This is a genomic window from Emticicia sp. TH156, from assembly GCF_002855535.1.
GTDB lineage: Bacteria > Bacteroidota > Bacteroidia > Cytophagales > Spirosomataceae > Emticicia > Emticicia fluvialis.
Window position 1 is genome coordinate 130,273 of the sequence record NZ_PKRS01000008.1, and the last position, 20,665, is coordinate 150,937.

A 20,665-nucleotide genomic window follows, 5' to 3' on the forward strand; every position below is an offset into this window, starting at 1 on the left:
CAATCATAATTACCTGACAATGGATATTTTTGTGGGGAGTATTCCTTTCAAACTGAAAGAGAAAGAACTGAGAGCCTTATTTGAGAAATATGGAGAAGTAACCTCAGTAAAAATAGTTAAAGATAAAGCTACCAGGCAAAATAAAGGCTTTGGTTTTGTGGATATGCCTGACGAGGACGCCGTGAGAAATGCTATTCATGAACTGAATGGCACCGAACTGATGGGCCGGGTAATAGAAGTGGGCCTGTCGGCAAAGAAAGAGGTACCAAAGCCGGTAAAAAACTTCAAGATCAACCATTTGGGCAAGGCAACCACCGAGCGGTCGTTCAGAGGTATTGGCAAAGGGTATGATAAACGAAACAAAAAATGAAATTTGAAGAATACCGAATAGCTCCGGAAATAAAGCAGAATCTGGAAAAACTGGGCTTTAAAAAGCCTACGGATATCCAGTATAAATCTATAACGCCCATTTTACGCGGAGAAGATGTGCTTGCCATTGCACAAACGGGCACGGGCAAAACCGCAGCTTTTGCTATTCCGGTATTACACCTTGTAAACGAAACTAAGAAAAGCGCAAGGGCTGACGCCATCCGCTGTCTGGTGATGGTACCCACCCGTGAGCTGGCTATACAAATAACCGAGGTCTTTCAAAAAATTGGCCAGGGAACAAAAGTAAAAACATTCTCTCTTTTTGGTGGTGTTGAACAAGACCCTCAGATTTTAAAACTCGAAAAAGGAATTGATATTCTGGTAGCCACACCCGGCCGTATGTTTGACCTGGTAAGCCAGGGACACCTGAAACTGAACCATGTAGAGATTCTGATACTTGACGAAGCCGACCACATGCTTGACCTGGGCTTCATTAAAGACATTCAGGATGTAATCCGCTTTCTTCCACGCAAGCGGCAGACACTCTTCTTCTCGGCCACTATTAACGAAACCATTAAAAAGCTGGCTTATTCGCTGGTGCATAATGCCATCCGTATTCAAATATCGCCCAACGATAAAGTGGCCAAGAACATTCAGCATGCCGTGATTTTTGTAGAAATGGACGACAAACGTTTCTTTCTTGAACGCATGGTGAATGAACATCCCGAGAGCAAAATTCTGGTATTTGTACGTACCAAAGTAAGAGCAGAGCGTGTACTTGCAGCTATGGAGCGGGTTGGCATAAAAGCCGAAACCCTGCATGGCGATAAAGAACAACAAGACCGGCTGAAAGTGCTGGGGAATTTCAGAACCGGAGAAACCAAACTACTAATAGCCACAGATGTAAGTGCCAGAGGCATTGATATACCCAATGTTGATTATGTAATAAACTATGACCTGCCCGACGTACCCGAGAACTACGTACACAGGGTTGGACGCACAGGCCGGGGTACACAAAAAGGCAATGCGCTTTCTTTTTGCAGTGCAGAAGAAAAACCCATTCTGGCCGAAATTGAAGCCTTCTTAAACAAACCTGTGCAGATAATGGAATTAGATAAATTGGAATATGCAGCTACCAAAGATTTCTCGAAAGATGTAACTGCTGCTGATTTAAAAGCTTTACTGAAAGAAGCTGAGCAGTTTGAAGAAATGAAACGTAAAAAAAGTAAAGGTAAAAAGTGATGCTTGAACAGCCCAATAATCCGCTACATGGCAAAACCCTTGAGAGAATTCTGAACGAACTGGTTGATTATCATGGTTGGGACCAGATGGCCTATCATGTACGTGTCAACTGTTTTATAAACAACCCAAGCATTAAATCAAGCCTTACGTTTCTCCGAAAAACGCCCTGGGCCAGAAAAAAAGTAGAAGACCTGTATATCAGGATGCTTGACGACCTAAAAAGATAGGCAACCCAAAGCAGGGCTGCCTATTGCTAACAAACTAAAAAAAATTCAAACTATATTATCTTGAGATTATTCTCACCCCCCCGCTTTGTGCAGGGTTTAATCCTTTTAAAGTGTAAGTAAAACTTAGCAAGAAGTAACGGCCGAGAGTAGTGATGCGCTCGTCCTGCACAAAGTTCAACTGGGCCGTCCGGCTGATGCCCGTGTTACGATTCAGCAAGTCGTTAACTGATAACTTTAATTCTCCGCGTCTGTTTTTTAGAAAGTAGGTAGAAACAGACATGCCCCACAGCGGGATATTCTGATTAAACCCACCTGTTAGACCTTTATAAGTATTATAATCGAAATCTGTACTGAATATCAGGTTTTTGGTGATGGTCCAGTTCATGTCGGTTGAGAAAACATTATTGAAATAATCCTGGTTCATCTGGTTATTTACTGAATAATGAGTCTGATTATACCCCACCCTCGCTTCAGCCGACATATCAAATTTATCTTGTTGATAACTCAATCTTACGCTGGTGTTCAGCTGCAAACCTTTCGTGTGGTTCTCCTGCTGGTTAATGTAGTTAATACCCCTGTTCATCATTACCCTTTCATTTAAATCAACTCTAAGTTTAACGGGTCTGATACGGAAACCGTAATTAATGTTTCCTGTTAACAGGTAGTCATCATCCACATTAACCGGGCGAGAGGTCTGCACAAACGATGAGCTGATTTCCTGCGCATTATTTATTTTATTGGTAGTATAAATCAGGTTGGCGGCCACAAAGAAATTGGTAAAGCTCAATTGGTTGAACGACATATAATTGAGGCCCAATCTATGCGAGTACTCTGGTTTCAGATTCGGATTACCCACATAAATATTCAGGGGGTCCCGGTTATCAGTAATCGGTGCCAATTGTGTTATACCAGGCTCCTGCAGGTTGGTTTCGTAGTCAAATCGCAGGCGCTGGCTTTGTTGAAAATCATAGCTGAAATGCAAATTGGGTAGCACATTCCTGAAATTTCTTGAAATATCATCATCAAGCAACAACATTTTACCCCGCAAATTGGCGTGTTGAAAACTCAGCCCTGTTGAGAAATTGTATTTTTTCTCCACAAATCTGAAATTGGTTCCTACCCGGTTATAGATAAAATTACTTTCAAATTTGTTACTCAACTGTTTGTTGTAAACCGGTATACCATCTTTAATATCGTTCACAAGGGCATCAGATAAGTAATCATTTTTCTGAAATGCGTAGTTTATTTCCAGGTATTTCTTCCTGCCCAATGGCTCGGTATAAGCGGCAGTTAGGCCGTAATTTGTCCTGTCTGCCTTGCGTACACTGTTTTGCCTGATGTTCTCGGTTCGGGTAAGAATACCATCAGAATAGTATTTATTAAGGGCATCTAACTCACCGTCACCGTCTGAATTATTAACCTGAAAATTAAGATTGCCCGATAATGTCCGCCCTTTTTTATTAAACTTATGACGCATCAGCAAATTAGTGTTTACACTTAGCCCTTCGTTGCTTCCGCTGTTATTTCGGACACCTTCATTCTCTGTCACATTGCTACTGTTAAGCGACTGGCTTATACTGTAATTACTGGCATTTGTGCGGTTATAATTAATGTAAGAAGACCACTTCAGCGAGTTCATAGAATCCAACTTCTGGTCGAGAGTAAAGTTCAGACGGTGGTTATCGTTCAACGTATTCTGGGTACTGTTCTGCAACGACAGGTAGTTGTCGCCGTTTGGCAAAAAGTTTCGGCGGCTTATATTCCTGTCAATTAACTGATTAATGTTATTGAACATATAACTGCCGTTTACTTCTGTTTTCTTGCTTAGAGGGTTATTAAAATTGAGGCCTCCGGCCCAGTTTCTGACAAAACCATTCTGCCTGTTACCAAAATTAAGCGGTAGCCCGCCATCCTGGCCGCTGCTTAAATCCAGACGAAGCTGCCCGCCTCCTGCTCTTCCGCCCATCATTCGCATCAAATCGCCCGAGAAATTCATATAATCATTGATAGAAAAACCCTGCTGATTTACATTATTGCCCATTGCCAGTACAGACAACTGTTTATCTTTATTGAACCGGTTAATACTCAGGCGGCCTGTGTAGCGTTCGTCAAGCCCACCGCCAGCAGCAATACTACCAAAAGCGCCTTTTTTGCGGTCTTCTTTCAGTTTCAGATTAATGTTCTTTTCTCGTTGTCCATCGTCTATGCCTGTAAAATCAGACTGGTCCGAGCGTTTGTCATACAGCTGCACCTTATCTATGGCATCGGCAGGCAGGTTTTTGGTGGCCATTTTGGGGTCTCGTCCAAAAAACTCTTTCCCGTCTACGGTTATACGCCTTACGGTTTCTCCCTGGGCTTTCACGGTGCCGTCTTTTTCCACTTCAACACCTGGTAATTTCTTCAGCAGGTCTTCCACAACCGAGTTGGGCTTAACCTTAAACGAGTCGGCATTAAATTCAACAGTATCTCCTTTTATACTCACCGGCGCTTTTTCGCCTTTAATGGTTATTTCGGCCAGCTCACGGCTTATGGGTTCAAGTTTAATGGTTCCCATATCTATGGCGGTTGCCTCGCCGGGTACAACTGGCTTATAAAAGGTCTTATGCCCTACATAAGTAATTTTAAAAAGGTAATTAGCAGAGTTCAGATTTTTAAGTTCAAAAAGTCCCTTATCGTTGGTTCTTGCAAAATTAATAAGCGATGAGTCTTTAGGGCTTAGCAGCAATACCGTGGCATACTGCAAAGGCGCTGAGGCTGAGTCGGTAACCAGGCCCTTTAAGGTAATTTTTTGCGCCAGCGTTGGTGTTGCTAAAAGAAGAAAAATGAAGAGCTTTTTCATAAATGGTTTTTATTTTTATAGAAACAAAAGTAGAAACCACGGTGCTCAACATAGGTTAATGGAGATTGAAATAATGTTAATTAAAGTTAATGGCTGTTTTTGTTGCTATTTGTACCAACTATTAGCCTGGTGTATAACCATTCAGTAACAATAATGGTCATTGCTTGTTATTGTCAATAATTAATATAACCTTTGTACTTTAAGTACAAAATACAAATTTTTAAAATGTCTAACGGAACAGTTAAGTTTTTCAATGAAACCAAAGGTTATGGTTTTATTAAAGTAGATGGAACCAATCAAGAGGTTTTTGTTCATGTGTCTGAATTAAAAGACCAAATCCGCCAGGATGACGAAGTAACATTCGAAATCCAAGAAGGTAAAAGAGGTTTAAACGCCGTGAACGTGAAATTGGCATAATTATATCAAACTATATAATTATCAAAAAAGCTCTCAATTGCATTGGGAGCTTTTTCCTTTTATATCTTAACCTCAATTCGGTTACACAAGCATTTCTTTGTACTGCATACGATACAGGTTAGCATAAAAACCGTCTTTTTCAAGCAATTCTTCGTGGTTTCCTTCTTCCATTATACGGCCCTTATCTAAAACTATGATTTTATCAGCCTTCTGAATGGTACTTAAACGGTGGGCAATAACAATGGCTGTACGGCCTTTCATTAACTGCCCGATGGCGTTCTGTATCAGCTCTTCGGTTTCTGTGTCTACTGACGACGTAGCCTCATCTAAAACAATAATCTTCGGATTCTGCACCATAGCCCTCACGAATGAAATCAACTGCCGCTGCCCTACCGATAACGTAGCGCCGCGCTCCTGCACGTTGTACTCGTAGTTATCAGGTAATTGCATAATAAAATCATGCACCCCTACCAGCCTGGCCGCCTCCATGATGTTCTCTCTGGAAATACTGGTATCGCCCAGCGTAATATTTTTTTCAATGGTGTCAGAAAACAAGAAAACATCCTGCAACACCACGCCTATCTGTTCGCGCAGGCGCTTCAACTCAAATTCCTTAATATCAACGCCATCAATCAGAATCTCTCCTCTATTAATTTCATAAAATCTCGACAACAAATTAATGATAGATGATTTGCCTGCACCAGTTGCCCCCACAAAAGCTACTGTTTCGCCGGGATTAACCTGAAACGATATGTTTTTCAGCACGTGGTTTTCCTGATTATAGGCAAACCACACATCTTTGAACTGTACATCGCCTTTCAGATGTGTAGTATATGTACCTTCATTTGAGGTATATTCATCACTATCAAGTAGTTTAATGATGCGGTCGGTGCTGACAATACCCATCTGCAGGGTATTCATTCTGTCGGCAAGCATCCTGATAGGCCTGAAAAAAATATTGATAAACATAATGAACGCCGTTACCGTACCATAGCTGACCTCACTGCTGAGCATCTGCTTGGCGCCAAACCACACAACCAGGCCTGTTCCCAATGCCGCAATAACCTCAGCAACCGGGTAGTAAACCGAGTAGTACATAATAGATTTTATATTGGCGTCGCGGTGTTCTTTATTGATATCTACAAACTTTTTATACTCTATTTTTTCTGAGTTAAAAATCTGAACAATGCTCATGCCTGTTATATGCTCCTGTACAAAAGCATTGAGGCTGGCCACTGCATTACGCACTACATTAAACGATTTTTTTACTTTTTCCTTAAAAATATAAGTACTGATTAACATGAGCGGAATAGTACTGAGGCTAATTAATGACAGTTTCCAGTCGGTATAAAACATTACCGTTATAATAAGCACCAGTTGCAGAATGTCGCCGGCGATGGCCGCTATACCTTCGCTGAAAACATCAGCCAGGGTTTCAATATCAGAAATTGTACGGGTAACCAGACGGCCAATTGGCGTATCATCAAAGAATTTAAGGCGCAAATGAATGATTTTCTGATAGAGCTGTATCCGGATGTCGCGGATGATATTCTGACCAAGCCACCCAGCCAGATAAGTATTGACAAACTGTATAAGCGACTGCACCACCAATACGGCAATCATAATCAGCATCATTTTTGCAAGACCTGCATAGTTGCCTGCCGAAACCGGGCCGTCAATGGTATGCCTGATTAAAAGCGGAATAGCCGGCGCCAGGGCGGCTCCTGCCAGAATGACAAATACAAGCGTAAAAAAACGAAACTGATAAGGACGAATAAACTGAAACAATCTTTTCAGAACTGCCCAATCAAAAATTTCACCTGAAGGATTTTGTTCGCTCATTTAAATATATTTTCAAACAGTTTCTTAAATTTAAACTCATAAAAATACATAATCGTTCAGAAACCAATGCCTACTTTTAAAACAACCATACATAAATTTGATAAGCAGGGAGAGAAAACCGGATGGACTTATCTATTAATACCTGCCCATATAGCCCATGAGATTAAACCAGATACGCGTACGTCGTTCAGGGTAAAAGGCAAACTTGACAACCACCTGATAAAACAAGTGGCATTACTGCCTATGGGTGAAGGCGATTTTATTATTCCTATCAATGCGGGTATAAGAAAAGGTATCAGAAAAGGAGAAGGCGCCATGATTGACGTAGATATTGAACTAGACGAAAGTGAGTTTGTTTTATCGCCAGACCTGATGGACTGCCTGGAAGACGAACCGAAAGCATTGGAAAAATTTAATGCTCTACCCCCCAGCCATCAGAAATATTACTCAAAATGGATTGAAGAAGCCAAGACAGTAGAAACCAAGACCAAACGCATAACACAGGCGGTGGCCGGACTAGCCATGCAATTAGACTACGGCAGCATGATCAGGCACTTTAAAAACAAAAAATAATTTTTTTTGCCCTATAAGTGAACGAACATTCACTTACATTTGTATTGAAATGAGAACACGCAACGAACATAAAGAGCAACTAGTTAAAGAAAAGGCCATAGAGATGATTGTTAAACTTGGCTTCGACGGCTTCAGTATGCAAAAACTAGCCAAGTTAGCCGGGGTTTCTCCGGCCACACTTTACATCTATTATAAAGACAAAGAAGATTTGCTTGTACAGCTAGGCGCAGAAGAAACCCAACGGCTAACTACCATGTTGCTGAAAGATTTCAGTTCTGATATGCACTTTGAAGCCGGCATGAGAATACAATGGCGCAACAGAGCCGAATATTGGTTAAGTAACCCTCTGAAGGCTACATTTCTGGAGCAAATCAGGCACTCGCATTACCGCGACAAAGTTTATAATGCCGTAAGTACCGATTTTGTTGAAGCCATGAGCAATTTCTTACAGAATGCCAATGACCGGCAGGAGTTATGCCCTATGAAAAAAGAAGTGTTCTGGTCAATTGCTTATGCGCCACTTTATAACCTGATTCGGTTCCATACAGAAGGAATCAGTCTGGCAGGTGAACCTTTTCAGTTCTCTGAGGCACTCATGTGGCAGACATTTGATGTAGTTATGAAAGCCCTGAAACAAAACAAAACCTGAAGCCCCACTCGCAAATAAGAAAGAAAAAGCTATTTTAATGGAAATATTTATACTAAAAACAAATGTATTGAGCCTTGAAATGAAAGAGGCTATTACTCCTGCCCTTGACGGAATTCCGGAAATTAAAAAATGGTCTATTGATTATCAGGATTGTGACGGTGTGCTGCGTGCATCAGTAGCAGGCTTATGCCAGGAAGAGCTCATAGGAGTAATCAGGCAACTAGGGTACCAGTGTGAAGAGTTAAACAATTAAACCAATCATGGAAAAAACAACATTCACAGGGTATCAGAAGCTAGTCATTGCTCTTATTGCCATTACACAATTTACGGTTATACTCGATTTCATGGTCATGTCTCCGCTGGGCGACGTTCTGATGAAGTCATTAGATATTTCCCCTAGTCAATTTGGCATTGCTGTGTCAAGCTACGCATTCAGTGCAGGGGCTTCAGGCTTACTGGCTGCTGGTTTTGCCGACAAATATGACCGCATAAAACTGCTTCTTTTCTTTTATGCAGGTTTCATAATAGGCACGTTATTTTGTGGGCTGGCGCCTAATTACCATCTGTTGGTGGCAGCCCGTATCATAACCGGGCTGTTCGGTGGGGTAATAGGCTCTATTGGTCTGGCAATTATAACAGACATTTTTACGATTGAGCAAAGGGGCCGCGTAATGGGCGCCGTTCAGATGGGCTTTGCGGCCAGTCAGGTTCTGGGTATTCCAATTGGCCTGTATTTTGCCAATATATGGGGCTGGCATGCGCCTTTTCTGATGATAGTATTATTGAGTGTTATTATAGCCCTGGCCATACTGAAAGGCCTTAAGCCACTGACCAAACACCTGGCATTAAAAACCGACCGTAATGTATATGAGCACTTCCGCCATGTGCTGGCTACCAGTAACTATCAGGTAGCTTTTCTGGGTACTGCGCTGCTTTCAGTAGGTGGGTTTCTGATGATGCCTTTTGGCAGCGCCTTTGCCATTAATAATCTTCATTTTTCGCAAGACCAGCTGCCCATTCTGTTTATGGTAACCGGTATATCTTCATTATTCATAATGCCCATTGTTGGGCGATTGAGCGACAGGTTTGATAAATTCAAGGTATTTACCATCGGTTCATTATGGGCAATGGTTATGATAATCATTTATACGAATCTGACACCCGTTCCGCTTTGGGTGGTACTGATACTCAACATTTTGCTGTTTGCGGGCATTATGTCAAGAATGATTCCATCAACATCATTGATGACAGCCATACCAGAAATGCAAGACAGAGGCGCGTTTATGAGCATTACCTCTTCGCTACAGCAAATAGCCGGAGGCATTGCCTCTGTATTTGCGGGTTACATTATTGTGCAAAAAAACAAATACAGTCCGTTAGAAAACTACCCGGTGCTAGGCTATATATCAGCCGTTATAATTCTTTTATGTATTTGGCTGGTTTATAGAGTAAACCTAATAGTGAAAAACAAAACAGACCCTAAAAATAAAGCTATATAAACTTAAAAAATAACCTATACATTAAAGCCTGATGCTGATTTGTTCAGCATCAGGCTTTAATGTTTTATACTTTCATGTAATCCGTTCAGTTTTCTTCTCAACCAAAAATATTAATCTGCCCATAAAAAGCAAAATTACTTATTGGAATAATACCAATTTCACTAAATTATGTTTAACTTACATCCCATTCTATCACCTTAACCCTTTCTCTTTTCAATAGCCACTCTATGAAAGAGCCACCTTCACTCCGCTATGCCTGGTATGTATTGGGCATTCTTTTGCTTGCGTATATTTCATCGTTCATTGACCGCCAGATTCTGGCACTGCTGGTAAAACCCATAAAAGCATCTTTTGGTATTTCTGATACCCAGATGGGGCTGCTTATGGGGCTTAGCTTTGCCTTATTTTACACGCTTTTGGGTATCCCTATCGGAGTAATGGCCGATAGAATGAGCCGCAAAAAAATAATTGGCTGGGGTATTGCCATCTGGAGCCTGATGACAGCCTTATGTGGTGTGGCAGGAAGTTTCTCCATGCTGTTTCTGGCTCGTGTAGGCGTGGGTATTGGCGAAGCAGCCTTGTCTCCGGCTGCATACTCAATGATATCAGACTATTTTCCCAAGAAAAAACTGGGCACTGCATTGGGCATTTACAACATGGGTGTTTTTCTGGGGTCGGGGCTATCAATTCTGATAGGCTCGGCCATCCGCTCAATGGTTGGGCAGGAGAACATTCGCTTACCTTTTGTGGGCGAGATTTTCTCATGGCAGGTGGTTTTCTTTTACATAGGCCTGCCGGGTTTTCTGATAGTTTTATTATTGCAAACCATTAAAGAACCGAAACGGAAAGAACTGGATAGCGGCAAGGAGTCTGCTAATAAGGCTAGTTTTGGTGAAATTATGGCCTATTTTAAAGCCAATAAATCTACTTTTCTATCACTGAACTTCGGAATGGCCTTTATGTCATTTGCTTCTTTTGCCGGTACTTACTGGATTCCGACTTTCCTGAACCGGGTACATGGCTGGACAGACACCAAGGCCGGGGTAACTTTTGGGGTGCTGGTAAGTGTTTTCTCTACATTGGGGGTGGTGCTGGGCGGAAGGTACGCCGACCACCTGCTTAAAAAGGGCATTACAACCGCGCGCATGAGAACCAGTTTTATGGGTATGTCGGTGGCCGTGATTTCAACAGCCGGCTTACTATTTGCCAACCCTGATATAACCCTGGTATTTATTGCGCTTTTCTGTTTTGCATCATCCTTTTCATACGGCTCGGCTACCGCGGCCATACAAGAGATTGTACCCAATAACATGAGAGCCATCTTTTCGGCCTTTTTCTTATTTGTGGTTAATCTGATTGGCCTGGGTCTGGGGCCTTTATCGGTAGGGTTTTTCAACGATACGGTTTTTGCCGACCCTCAGAAAATCAATTATTCTATCTTTATTGCACAGTTTGGCGGTTGTATTATTTCATCACTTTTGTTGTATATCGGCCTCAGTCCTTTTGCAAAAAGCACGGGTTACCTGAAAAAGCATCTGGCCGATGCTTAGCTGTTCCGTTTCTCCTGCATAAAACCTATTCCATAGGCAAACAATTGAATAAAACAGGCAATAATACTCAGCAGGCCTACCTTCAGGCTTTTGTTTTTCAGGGCTGAATCAATAAATATGAGTAAGAAGTAAAGCAGCAGTACCCCCGCTGAAAGCCAAAAGGTATAACAAAAAAAAGGAATTATAAAGCTAAGAGCCAGTTGCACAGGTATTGATAGAAAACCCAGCGTAAATACTGCCGGGAAGAAATGAACCGCCTTTAATTCTGACGGAAACATACGTGCCAGATTGATACGCCCACGGCCAAAAAAGTGCAGTTGCTTATAAAACTGCCCAAAGTCGGTGCGTCTTTTATGGTAAATGAATGCTTCTTCTATCAGCCCTACTTTAAAGCCATTTTCGATGATTCTGATACTGAACTCAATATCTTCAGCCATGCGGGTCATGGTGTATCCACCGGTAGCCTCCCATACTTTACGAGAGATACCGAAATTAAAGCTACGCGGGTGAAACTGCCCACCGGCATTATTTTTTTTACCTCTAATACCCCCGGTAGTAAATATCGAGGTCATGGCATAATTTATTGCCTTTTGTACATCAGTAAAGCTCTCATGTGCTGCATCAGGCCCACCATAGGCATCCAGCCACTGGCTTTGCAGAGTAGTATCTACCACTTCAAAGTAACGATCAGGTATAATGGCATCAGAATCTAACTGCACGAAGTAATCGCCGGAGGCCCTTTCAAACCCATAATTACGAGAGAATCCCTGCCCTGAATTGAGCTTAAAAAAGTATTGGATATCCAGTCTGTTTTCAAAACTCCTGCATACCTCTTCGCATTTTAATGTCGAGCCGTCTTCAATTATTATTACTTCAAAGTTTTTGTAGGTCTGCCGGGTAAGGCTTTCCAGCAATTCTTTTACCTCATCAGGGCGGTTATAAACAGGCGTAATAACAGAATATCTTAACATGCAGGGGTATTTGAAATTTATGGAGTAACTGTTGCCGATAATACTTCTGCAAAAAAGCTACATTCTGTTTGCTTTTCCAAAAAAATAGGGAAGCGGCAAACGCTTCCCTATCAATATATCTTTCAATAATGCTTAATTGTGTCTTACCAGTAGTTTTTTGGTAACCACTTTTTTATTATCTACTACCAGTTGATAAAGGTAAACGCCCGAGTCCCAGTTGGTAGTGTTAACTTTCAATTTGCGGTCGCTTTTATCCAATTCAAAACTGGCTATTTCGTTACCTAACAAATTATAAAAAGCCATGCTGGCATTATTAAGGTTGCCGGTTATTGAGTAATCAAAAACGGCGAAATCATTAGCCGGATTAGGATAAATATTTGAAACCGAAATTTTTTCGTTGGCAAACAATTTATCACTATGCTCGGTGCCATTGGCGAGGGTTTTATCCGTATTAAAGGTAACTGCTTCTATTGTGGCTGCTTTAGCCCCCGGCTTCGACGAGCCGTTCAAAAGTGCATTCCTGAAGTATTGATTAACCGCAGCAGGTTTGTCCAGTCTAACTTCTTTTGGCATGGGTTTAGCCACAAAGCTCAGTTTCTGGGCATTCACTTTGGCGGCTGGTTTTTTACCGATATCCAAACGAGACTTCCCTTTCTCAACCTGAGCAAGGGCGGCGTTTGATAGCAGGGCTAAACCAATCAACACAAATATATATTTCCGTAAAACTTTTACCATACTTAAAATTAGAAACCTCTTATAAAATTAGCTATGTGATGGAGTGGTATTATACAAATGTAAACAAGGCCGAAAAAAAAACCAACAGATTTTTGATATAAGGACGCTTTTTATGATCAAATGGTTGCAATAAGTTTTAAATTTTAACGTTTAAGGCTTTTTTTAACATTTTTTAAGGATTCGGCACCTGTTTAGCCTTGGGTATTTCGCCCAAAACAGCCGCCTTGGTGGGCTTTTCGCTCTCTCGCCAATTGAACCCGTCCAGTCGGTTGGCACTGTTGGTCAGTTCTTTGGGCGGCACCAGTTTTGCATCGGGCTTACCTACAAAGGTGATTCGTTTTACCTGATTCTCTCTGAACCTGATGTTCATTTTACTACATTCGACATGATTGACACCAATTAGTTTATTCTTGTCGTCTAATGCATAATAAATACTTTGTCCGTTTCCCTCTACCATTACCTGTTCAATGCGGGTTTCGTTATTAAACAAGGCTGTAATTTTTCTACCCTTTACCTGATTAAAATTCTGAGACGTATCTTTGGCAATCACAAATCCCTGGTTAACCATAAACATCTTGCTTACTTTTCCGTTCTTCATGTGCACGTGAATAGTATCTGCTTCCGACTGATTCTGCGGGCTCCATAATATTGGTTTGGTAAAGAAATGAATTACCGAATCTTTAAGGTCATATAACAAAGAATCGCTCTTGCTCTGAATATCCGTTCTGTAAACCTGCACATTTCCGCTGGCAATCAGTTTTTCCATCTTTTTCTCGCGGCGGGCAGTATCTTTTCTGATTTTAGCCTTTTGGTCTACCGCTTCATAAGCATACAAAGTATCTGCTCTCAGGTAAAGTGTGTCTTTCTCAGAGCCATTGCGCATAATAGCATTGCCGGTTATTTTGGTAAAACCGGTTTGCCCGTTTCTATCGGCCTTATTGCCTGTTAAAACCACTTTGTCTTTTTTTGACACCAACTCTACATTGCCCCTGGCTACGCCAGACTCTGTCTTCTGGTCAAACATCAGTGTATCACCTACCAATGTATAATTTTCATTTACCACCTTAGACCTCCCCTTCAGGTTCGATTGCTGCGTTTGGGTATTGTAAGTACTGCCGCTGTTGGCCATAATATCGCCATCTTTACTCTTTATGAGTGTGGGGGCTTTAAAAAGCGCCATTTTTGTTCTGGCGTTATACTGCAGGCTGTCGGTAGTAATGGTATATTTGGGGTTGTCTATCCTTACGTTGTCTTTATAATTAAAAATTTTAGAACGGGTATTATAAAAGCCCTTTTGACTGGTAAGCGTACTGGAATCCTGCACGATTACCCCCCAAACCGGATAATACGCTCTGTTTCGTGCCATTTCGTACTCCATAATACGGGTAGTGAGTGTAACTTTAGAGTCTGTAAGCACTACTTTTCTACCTGTAACTCTGGCAAAACGTGTGTTGCCATCATAAAAAAGCGAATCGCCTGTTATCGTCAGGGTGTCTCCCTGCACTATTTTCACATTGCCAAAAGCCTCAATTGTGTTGGTAGCTTCATATTGAGTGGCCAGGTCGCAATACAAAACAGAGCCTTTATGCTGAAACGCCACATGCCCCATAAACTGGCGGGTATCTGAGGGTTCCTGTTTAAAAAGCATCACGGAGTCGGCATGTTGTAATGTAATACGAGCTTTCGGAGCAGTAGGCACAGGCGGGTTGAGTGGCTTCTGGGCATAAGAAACAATGGCGCCAAACAAACAGAAAAACGTTAACAGTAATACAACGCCCGATTTGTTCAACTTAATTAATCTCATATTTTTCCGACCAATATTCAACATCTTGTATGCAATATTCTAATTTTGTCTGCAAAAGTACTTAAATACGTTTATGCTTCATGCTTTCTTAACATATATTAACTCACAAAGTCTTTTCGAACCCACCGATAAAGTGCTGCTGGCTGTAAGCGGCGGCAAAGACTCTGTTGTGTTATTTGATTTGTTTCTTGAAGCAAAGTTTAATTTTGCCGTTGCCCATTGCAATTTCAGGTTGCGTGGCGAAGACTCAGACAAAGACGCCTCATTTGTGAAGCAATTATGTAAGCAAAAAAACGTGCCATATTATACTGTTGCATTTGATACCCGGGCTTTTGCCAAAACAAATAAATTATCTATTGAAATGGCTGCCCGACAGCTACGCTATGAGTGGTTTGAGCAGATAAGACTACAAACCGGAAGCCAATATATTGCTACGGCACATCATTTAAATGACAGCATTGAAACCATTCTGCTTAATCTTACCAAAGGTACAGGCATAGCTGGTTTAAGAGGTATACAGGCAAAAAAGCAATGCCTCATCAGACCTTTGCTTTTTGCTTCTCGGGCAGATATTGAACAGTATGTATCTGGCAAGGATTTAAAATGGCGGGAAGACAGCAGCAATGCCTCAAACGACTACCAACGTAATCTGTTGCGCAATGAGGTGGTACCGCTTCTCAAGCAAATCAACCCGAATCTCGAGCAAACCTTTGCCCGTAATATTGAACGCCTGCAAGCGCTTGAAGGTATTTTTCTTGGTAGCCTTAATGCCTTCAGAAAAGCCATTATAAGTATCCAGGGCGCTTCTACTCTATTGAACATCAGTGCAATTCAAACCCAACAATCAGCCGCCTATTTGCTGGAAGAACTACTCAAGGAGTTTGGCTTTAATTATTTCCAATCAAAAGAAATATATCTGGCTTTAGGTAAACCTTCAGGCAAAACCTTTTATTCAGACACCCACACACTGGTAAAAGACCGTAAGTATCTTATCATTAATCCTAAAGAAAATAAAGACTTTGAAGAGGTATTGATTGAGGAAGATACACCAATTATTAATTATCACGGTCGGCACTTGAAAATCAGCAAAGCAACTATTGAAGACTGGCGGGCTTATCTGGCCTCTGATAAAAGCCCTGATGAATTATGGGTTGATGCCGACAAACTGACATTCCCCTTAAGCATACGCCCGTGGCAGGAAGGCGACCGGTTTATCCCGCTAGGCATGAAAGGCCAAAAGAAAGTGAGCGATTTTCTGGTAGACAAAAAAGTATCCCTGCCTCAGAAGAAGACCACGCTTGTGCTGACTTCCGGCAGTCAGATAGTCTGGCTTGTGGGCCACAGACCCGACGACCGATTTAAAATTACCCCTGCCACACAATCATTTTTGAAAATCGAAATCGGTTAGTAAGCATCGGTGTTATACATTGTTTTCAAAAAAAATTCTACCCCGGGCAACTTCTGCATCTATATCTGCATATATACTATTGAAAGCATTACTTTATACTACCTGATGCAGGAAACCATATTAATACAGGAACTGAAAAAGCATAACCCCTTTGTACAGAAGCGTGTATATGACCGCTTCGTAAAGCGGATGTTCCGGCTATGTATGAGGTATGTACAGGTAGAGGCAGATGCGCAGGAATTACTGATGAATGGTTTTCTTAAATTCTTTAATGCGGTGGGCAAAATTGAGTATCGTGGCGAAAACACGCTGGAGCCATATCTGAAAAAACTCATGATTAACGAGTGCCTCATGTTTATCAGACAAAGGAAAATGAACTGGGTAGCAATGGAAGAAATAAACGATGAAGAACCGCTCACCGATTTTGCTGCCTTTGAAAACTTTGCTGAAGAGGAAATATATCAGTTGGTATTGAAGTTACCGGATGGCTACCGGACGGTTTTCAATCTATATGCGCTGGAGGGTTTCAGCCATAAAGAAATAGCTGAGAAACTGAACATCAGTGAGAATACATCAAAAACGCAGTTGCACAAGGCCCGTGCCATTTTACAGGCCGGACTCATAAAATTAGGCTACCATTATGGAACATAAACTAGATGAGTTCTTCCGTAAAAAAATAGCAGATACGGAAGATGAACTCCCTGAAAACTCAGGCTTTGATGAGGGAATGTTCTGGGGAGAATTACAGAAAAATATGCATAAGCCCCAACCCAATGGCTGGTGGAAGTGGGTTGCAGTAGCTGCCTGTCTGGCAGGTGTGATGGCATGGACATTACTCCTAAATAAACCAGCAACTCATGTTCCCGAATACAATGTTGCTATCCGCACACCAAAAGCAATTGCACAGCCGGAAACCTTTGCAAAGGCTATTGCACCAAAACTAAAAACGCCGCAACACAACACCATTAAAAAGAAAATTATAGCGCCCATAAAAGATATAAAGCCTGAGATTGAAGTGATGGCCGTCAGGATGCCGGAGCCTGTCATAGTTACTCAAACCATTAAGCAGGATTCAATTCATTTTCAGCCGCCTGTTGTGGCTGAGACAAAGCCGAAATTCAAGACCGTTCATGTGAACGAAATATCCAGTACCGAAAACGAAGCTATTCCTCAACCGAAATTCAAAATAAGATTCGCAGCCAGAAATCTGCCCTGATTAACGCATTTATCTAAAACAAACCATTATGTTACGAACACTCATTATTCTCTCAATGCTCTTAACGGGCATTGCTGCCGGAGGCATTTGCCAGACAAAAGCCCAGTACGATACTATGGCCGTGCTGGAAGGAATCCGCCCCCCTATTCTGCTGAAAGATTTCGGCAAGCGTTCAGATGTATTTCAGCAGGAAGATGTGATTAAAAATAGCAATAAAGTTGCCATTCATTTTGGCCATAAAAACAGGCTGCTGATTGATTTTCAGGGAAAGGAATTTAACCTAAAGTTTAATGCCGATTCACTTTTACGGAATTTCTGGGCTGATTATCAATTGGTGAAAGACAGTTTCAGAAAAGATGCTGTTAAGAAAATCACCTACTTCGGGCGGAATGAATATGTGAGCGGTCGGCCGTTAATTGATGTGGCCTACCATCCGCAGAAAGAGGTGTTTCAAATAGCGCAGGACAAAGAAGTGCATCAGGTACAGTTACTACAGGATACGCTCATACTGGTTAATTATCTCAACAAGGCAGCATCTGAACTCGTTAAATCACACAACAGGGTTTTCAAAACATATCCTCATCAGCAGTTTGTTTTTGTGCTGAACAGCCTGGATGATATAGCGGATATTCTGGAGATTAATCTGAATCAGGCCATTATTGAGGCCATTGAAAGAGCACAAAATGAAAGAAAAGGTGCTTACCCTTGGAAAATAGTGAAAGTAGAAAACGATGTGGTGAATCAGAAAATCAAGTCAGACGTAGTGGGGGTGGCACTTTTAGATTTTCTGGAATTTCATGGAGATGTAGGCGTAGGCACCTATCAGGATAAAATTGTTCCATCAGCTACTGTTGGTATAAGTCTGGTATCAAGCAGGTATCTTAAAAAAGGTTTTGTTCTTGGCGCTCAGGCCTATTTCCCACACGAACGCAAGGCCGATAATACGTTTCAGTTCAGCACCAAATATATGCCTTTTGTAGGTATGACATTCTTTAAGAATAAAGACAAAAAGAATGATGTAGACCTGAAAGCCGGAATATTTGCAGGCTATGCCGAAAAATCGCTCAAGCTATTTGCGTGGTATCAGGTTACGCCATTCCTTAAACTACAGCCCGAAATCAATCTTTTTAGTAATCAATCACCCGTTGGGCTACGTTTGGCTGTTGGATTTTAGTCGATATAAAACAAAAAGCTTATGAAATCCTACCCTTTAGTTTTAGTAGTCACAATCACTTTATATGCCTGTTCAGTTACAGACAAGGCTGATAACAACAATCCCCAACCTCTTAAACACGAACACCGCTTATATGCCGAAGCTGTAAAAGACACATTCAATATATCGGTTCAATTGCCGGAAAAATACTATGAAAAGCCGGATGAAAAGTATCCTACAGTTTATGTGCTGGATGCCAACTTCTATTTCCCGATGCTGGCAGAGGTAGTAAAACAATATGAGACCGCCGGATTATTGCCCCCTATGATACTGGTGGGCATTGGATACAAATCTTTCGCAGCCATGGATTCTCTGCGGGAAAGAGATTACTTATATCCGGCAGCTATACCATCCGACGAAATGAAGAGTCCGGGTGGCGGCAAAAATTTCAACACTTTCATCACAAAACAACTGATACCGCACATTGATACCCGTTTCCGAACTCAAACGCAGCAGCGGGCATTATTGGGGCATTCGTTCGGGGGGTATTTTACATTTTATGCCCTGTTGAATCAATTGAGCGCCAATACCACTGCTTTTGATAACATTGCATCAGCAAGCCCAAATTTATGGTATAATAACTATTACCTCAATCAACTGACAGAAGCGCTTAAAACCAGAAAGTCTGACAATCATCTGAACGTATTCATATCAGCAGGTGGCAAAGAAGATATGCAATGGAACATTGCCCCTGTGACGAAACTTTCTCAAAGCATTATTGAATCCAAAGTACCGAATGTAAATCTGCAATACAGTATTTACAATGACCTCGACCACATGGATACTTCCCTGATTACATTTATAAAAGCCTTACAAACCTTTTATAAACAGCCCGATAATTAGTCTATTGAGTGCCTAAACCTGCATTTTTAACACCGTAAAATGCATTTTCTCCTAAGGTAAATTCACAATAATCTATACCTTTGTGAAAATTTTACACCAAAGGGTTAAAAATTATGGCAGAACCAAATATTGAATTTCTTTACAAATATTTAAACAATGCTTCACCTACGGGTTTTGAAGCATCAGGACAACAAATCTGGCTTGATTACGTAAAGCCTTATATTGATACACAACTGGTTGATGTTTACGGCACGGCTGTAGGTGTTATTAACCCCGGCCAACCTTATAAAGTTGTTATTGAAGGACACTCGGACGAGATATCATGGTTTGTGAATTTCATATCAGAAGACGGTTACATTTATGTGCGCCGTAACGGCGGGTCTGACCACCAGATTGCCCCGTCTAAAAGAGTAAACATTCATACACGCAAGGGTATTGTAAAGGGTATTTTCGGCTGGCCGGCTATTCATGTGCGTGACTCAGCTACAGAAGAAAGACCATCGCTGAAAAACATCTTTATTGATGTGGGTGCAGCCAAGAAAGCAGAAGTAGAAGAAATGGGTATCCATGTAGGCTGTGTGATTACTTTTGAAGACACCCTGATGGAACTGAATAATAAATTTTATGTAGGCCGCGCCTTAGACAACCGCATGGGTGGTTATATCATAGCAGAGGTAGCACGCAGGCTGAAAGAAAATAACATTCAGTTACCTTATACATTATATATTGTTAACTCGGTGCAGGAAGAGATCGGCCTTAGAGGCGCTGAAATGATTTCGCGCAGACTGAAACCCGATGTAGCTATTTGTTGCGATGTAACGCATGATACGCAGTCGCCGATGTATAACAAGAAAATGGATGGTGACATTGCCTGCGGCCGTGGCCCCGTTTTAACCTATGGCCCGGCAGTACAGAACAATCTGCTGAACTTCATGATTGACGTAGCCACAGAAAAGTCTATATCTTTCCAGAGAGCTGCGGCAAGCCGCTCTACCGGCACTGATACCGATGCTTTCGCGTATTCGTCTGAAGGGGTAGCTTCGGCGCTTATTTCTCTGCCACAAAAGTACATGCACACAACGGTAGAAATGTGTCATAAAGATGATATTCAGGCTTGTATTGATTTATACTACGAAATTCTGCTGAAACTGGAAGCAGGACAGGATTTCAGCTATATCAAATAACTGCCGATACCGCAAGAAAGCCACTCTTCATAAAAGGGTGGCTTTTTTTATGTAATTTTTTTAACTTGCTACTGAAAAAGCTAT

At 41.6% G+C, this 20,665-nt stretch carries 20 protein-coding genes; 15 read left to right on the plus strand and 5 right to left on the minus strand.

Going from position 1 to position 20,665, the window contains the following annotated elements; translation table 11 throughout:
* The first annotated feature begins 19 nt into the window (after positions 1–19).
* The 3 genes from C0V77_RS15790 to C0V77_RS15800 are packed head-to-tail and all read left to right on the plus strand — an operon-like array spanning position 20 to position 1,838.
* Complete coding sequence (locus tag C0V77_RS15790; RefSeq protein WP_101727312.1) at positions 20–370, plus strand: RNA-binding protein; 351 nt, start codon at positions 20–22, stop codon at positions 368–370.
* Complete coding sequence (locus tag C0V77_RS15795) at positions 367–1,611, plus strand: DEAD/DEAH box helicase (protein ID WP_101727313.1); 1,245 nt, start codon at positions 367–369, stop codon at positions 1,609–1,611. Before C0V77_RS15790 ends, C0V77_RS15795 begins: the two co-directional genes overlap by 4 nt.
* Entirely contained in the window at positions 1,611–1,838 is a 228-nt protein-coding gene (locus tag C0V77_RS15800; protein WP_173830555.1) for a VF530 family DNA-binding protein, read from the plus strand. Before C0V77_RS15795 ends, C0V77_RS15800 begins: the two co-directional genes overlap by 1 nt.
* A gap of 55 nt (positions 1,839–1,893) precedes the next feature.
* Here C0V77_RS15800 and C0V77_RS15805 read toward each other — a convergent pair whose 3' ends face one another.
* Positions 1,894–4,677 (minus strand): outer membrane beta-barrel family protein, encoded by a 2,784-nt coding sequence (locus tag C0V77_RS15805; RefSeq protein ID WP_101727315.1) that lies wholly within the window; start codon positions 4,675–4,677, stop codon positions 1,894–1,896.
* 225 nt (positions 4,678–4,902) lie between these two features.
* On the opposite strand from C0V77_RS15805, the gene C0V77_RS15810 reads away from it, so the two are divergent.
* Complete coding sequence (locus tag C0V77_RS15810; RefSeq protein ID WP_101727316.1) at positions 4,903–5,094, plus strand: cold-shock protein; 192 nt, start codon at positions 4,903–4,905, stop codon at positions 5,092–5,094.
* Between the two features lie 81 nt (positions 5,095–5,175).
* On the opposite strand, the gene C0V77_RS15815 is transcribed toward C0V77_RS15810, so the two are convergent.
* Positions 5,176–6,936, minus strand: a complete 1,761-nt coding sequence (locus C0V77_RS15815; RefSeq protein WP_101727317.1) for an ABC transporter ATP-binding protein — start codon at positions 6,934–6,936, stop codon at positions 5,176–5,178.
* 66 nt (positions 6,937–7,002) lie between these two features.
* Here C0V77_RS15815 and C0V77_RS15820 point away from each other — a divergent pair, with 66 nt between their 5' ends.
* From C0V77_RS15820 to C0V77_RS15840, 5 genes are all read left to right on the plus strand, one after another.
* A complete protein-coding gene (locus tag C0V77_RS15820) occupies positions 7,003–7,509 on the plus strand; it encodes a YdeI/OmpD-associated family protein (protein WP_101727318.1) in 507 nt (168 codons plus the stop codon).
* 49 nt (positions 7,510–7,558) lie between these two features.
* Entirely contained in the window at positions 7,559–8,158 is a 600-nt protein-coding gene (locus tag C0V77_RS15825) for a TetR/AcrR family transcriptional regulator (RefSeq protein ID WP_101727319.1), read from the plus strand.
* A 37-nt stretch (positions 8,159–8,195) separates the two neighbouring features.
* Positions 8,196–8,411: a hypothetical protein gene (locus tag C0V77_RS15830; protein ID WP_101727320.1), complete on the plus strand. Its 216-nt coding sequence runs from the start codon at positions 8,196–8,198 to the stop codon at positions 8,409–8,411.
* Between the two features lie 7 nt (positions 8,412–8,418).
* Positions 8,419–9,657: an MFS transporter gene (locus C0V77_RS15835; RefSeq protein ID WP_101727321.1), complete on the plus strand. Its 1,239-nt coding sequence runs from the start codon at positions 8,419–8,421 to the stop codon at positions 9,655–9,657.
* 227 nt (positions 9,658–9,884) lie between these two features.
* Entirely contained in the window at positions 9,885–11,207 is a 1,323-nt protein-coding gene (locus C0V77_RS15840) for an MFS transporter (protein WP_101727322.1), read from the plus strand.
* On the opposite strand, the gene C0V77_RS15845 is transcribed toward C0V77_RS15840, so the two are convergent.
* From C0V77_RS15845 to C0V77_RS15855, 3 genes are all read right to left on the minus strand, one after another.
* The gene (locus tag C0V77_RS15845; protein ID WP_101727323.1) at positions 11,204–12,178 is read right to left on the minus strand and encodes a glycosyltransferase family 2 protein; all 975 of its coding nucleotides are present in this window, start codon (positions 12,176–12,178) and stop codon (positions 11,204–11,206) included. The genes C0V77_RS15840 and C0V77_RS15845 overlap by 4 nt on opposite strands.
* 132 nt (positions 12,179–12,310) lie before the next feature.
* Entirely contained in the window at positions 12,311–12,913 is a 603-nt protein-coding gene (locus C0V77_RS15850) for a T9SS type A sorting domain-containing protein (RefSeq protein ID WP_101727324.1), read from the minus strand.
* A 172-nt stretch (positions 12,914–13,085) separates the two neighbouring features.
* Positions 13,086–14,717, minus strand: a complete 1,632-nt coding sequence (locus C0V77_RS15855; protein WP_158237967.1) for an OstA-like protein — start codon at positions 14,715–14,717, stop codon at positions 13,086–13,088.
* Positions 14,718–14,790: 73 nt separating this feature from the next.
* Here C0V77_RS15855 and tilS point away from each other — a divergent pair, with 73 nt between their 5' ends.
* The 6 genes from tilS to C0V77_RS15885 all read left to right on the plus strand — a co-directional run bounded on the left by tilS (position 14,791) and on the right by C0V77_RS15885 (position 20,581).
* Positions 14,791–16,125 (plus strand): tRNA lysidine(34) synthetase TilS, encoded by a 1,335-nt coding sequence (gene tilS, locus C0V77_RS15860; protein ID WP_101727326.1) that lies wholly within the window; start codon positions 14,791–14,793, stop codon positions 16,123–16,125.
* 105 nt (positions 16,126–16,230) lie between these two features.
* Positions 16,231–16,776 (plus strand): RNA polymerase sigma factor, encoded by a 546-nt coding sequence (locus tag C0V77_RS15865; protein WP_143706111.1) that lies wholly within the window; start codon positions 16,231–16,233, stop codon positions 16,774–16,776.
* Positions 16,766–17,341: a DUF1772 domain-containing protein gene (locus tag C0V77_RS15870; protein ID WP_101727328.1), complete on the plus strand. Its 576-nt coding sequence runs from the start codon at positions 16,766–16,768 to the stop codon at positions 17,339–17,341. Before C0V77_RS15865 ends, C0V77_RS15870 begins: the two co-directional genes overlap by 11 nt.
* Before the next feature lie 28 nt (positions 17,342–17,369).
* A complete protein-coding gene (locus tag C0V77_RS15875; protein ID WP_143706112.1) occupies positions 17,370–18,515 on the plus strand; it encodes a hypothetical protein in 1,146 nt (381 codons plus the stop codon).
* Between the two features lie 21 nt (positions 18,516–18,536).
* Complete coding sequence (locus C0V77_RS15880; protein ID WP_101727330.1) at positions 18,537–19,397, plus strand: alpha/beta hydrolase; 861 nt, start codon at positions 18,537–18,539, stop codon at positions 19,395–19,397.
* 113 nt (positions 19,398–19,510) lie between these two features.
* Positions 19,511–20,581, plus strand: a complete 1,071-nt coding sequence (locus C0V77_RS15885) for a M42 family metallopeptidase (protein WP_101727331.1) — start codon at positions 19,511–19,513, stop codon at positions 20,579–20,581.
* Positions 20,582–20,665: the final 84 nt, after the last annotated feature.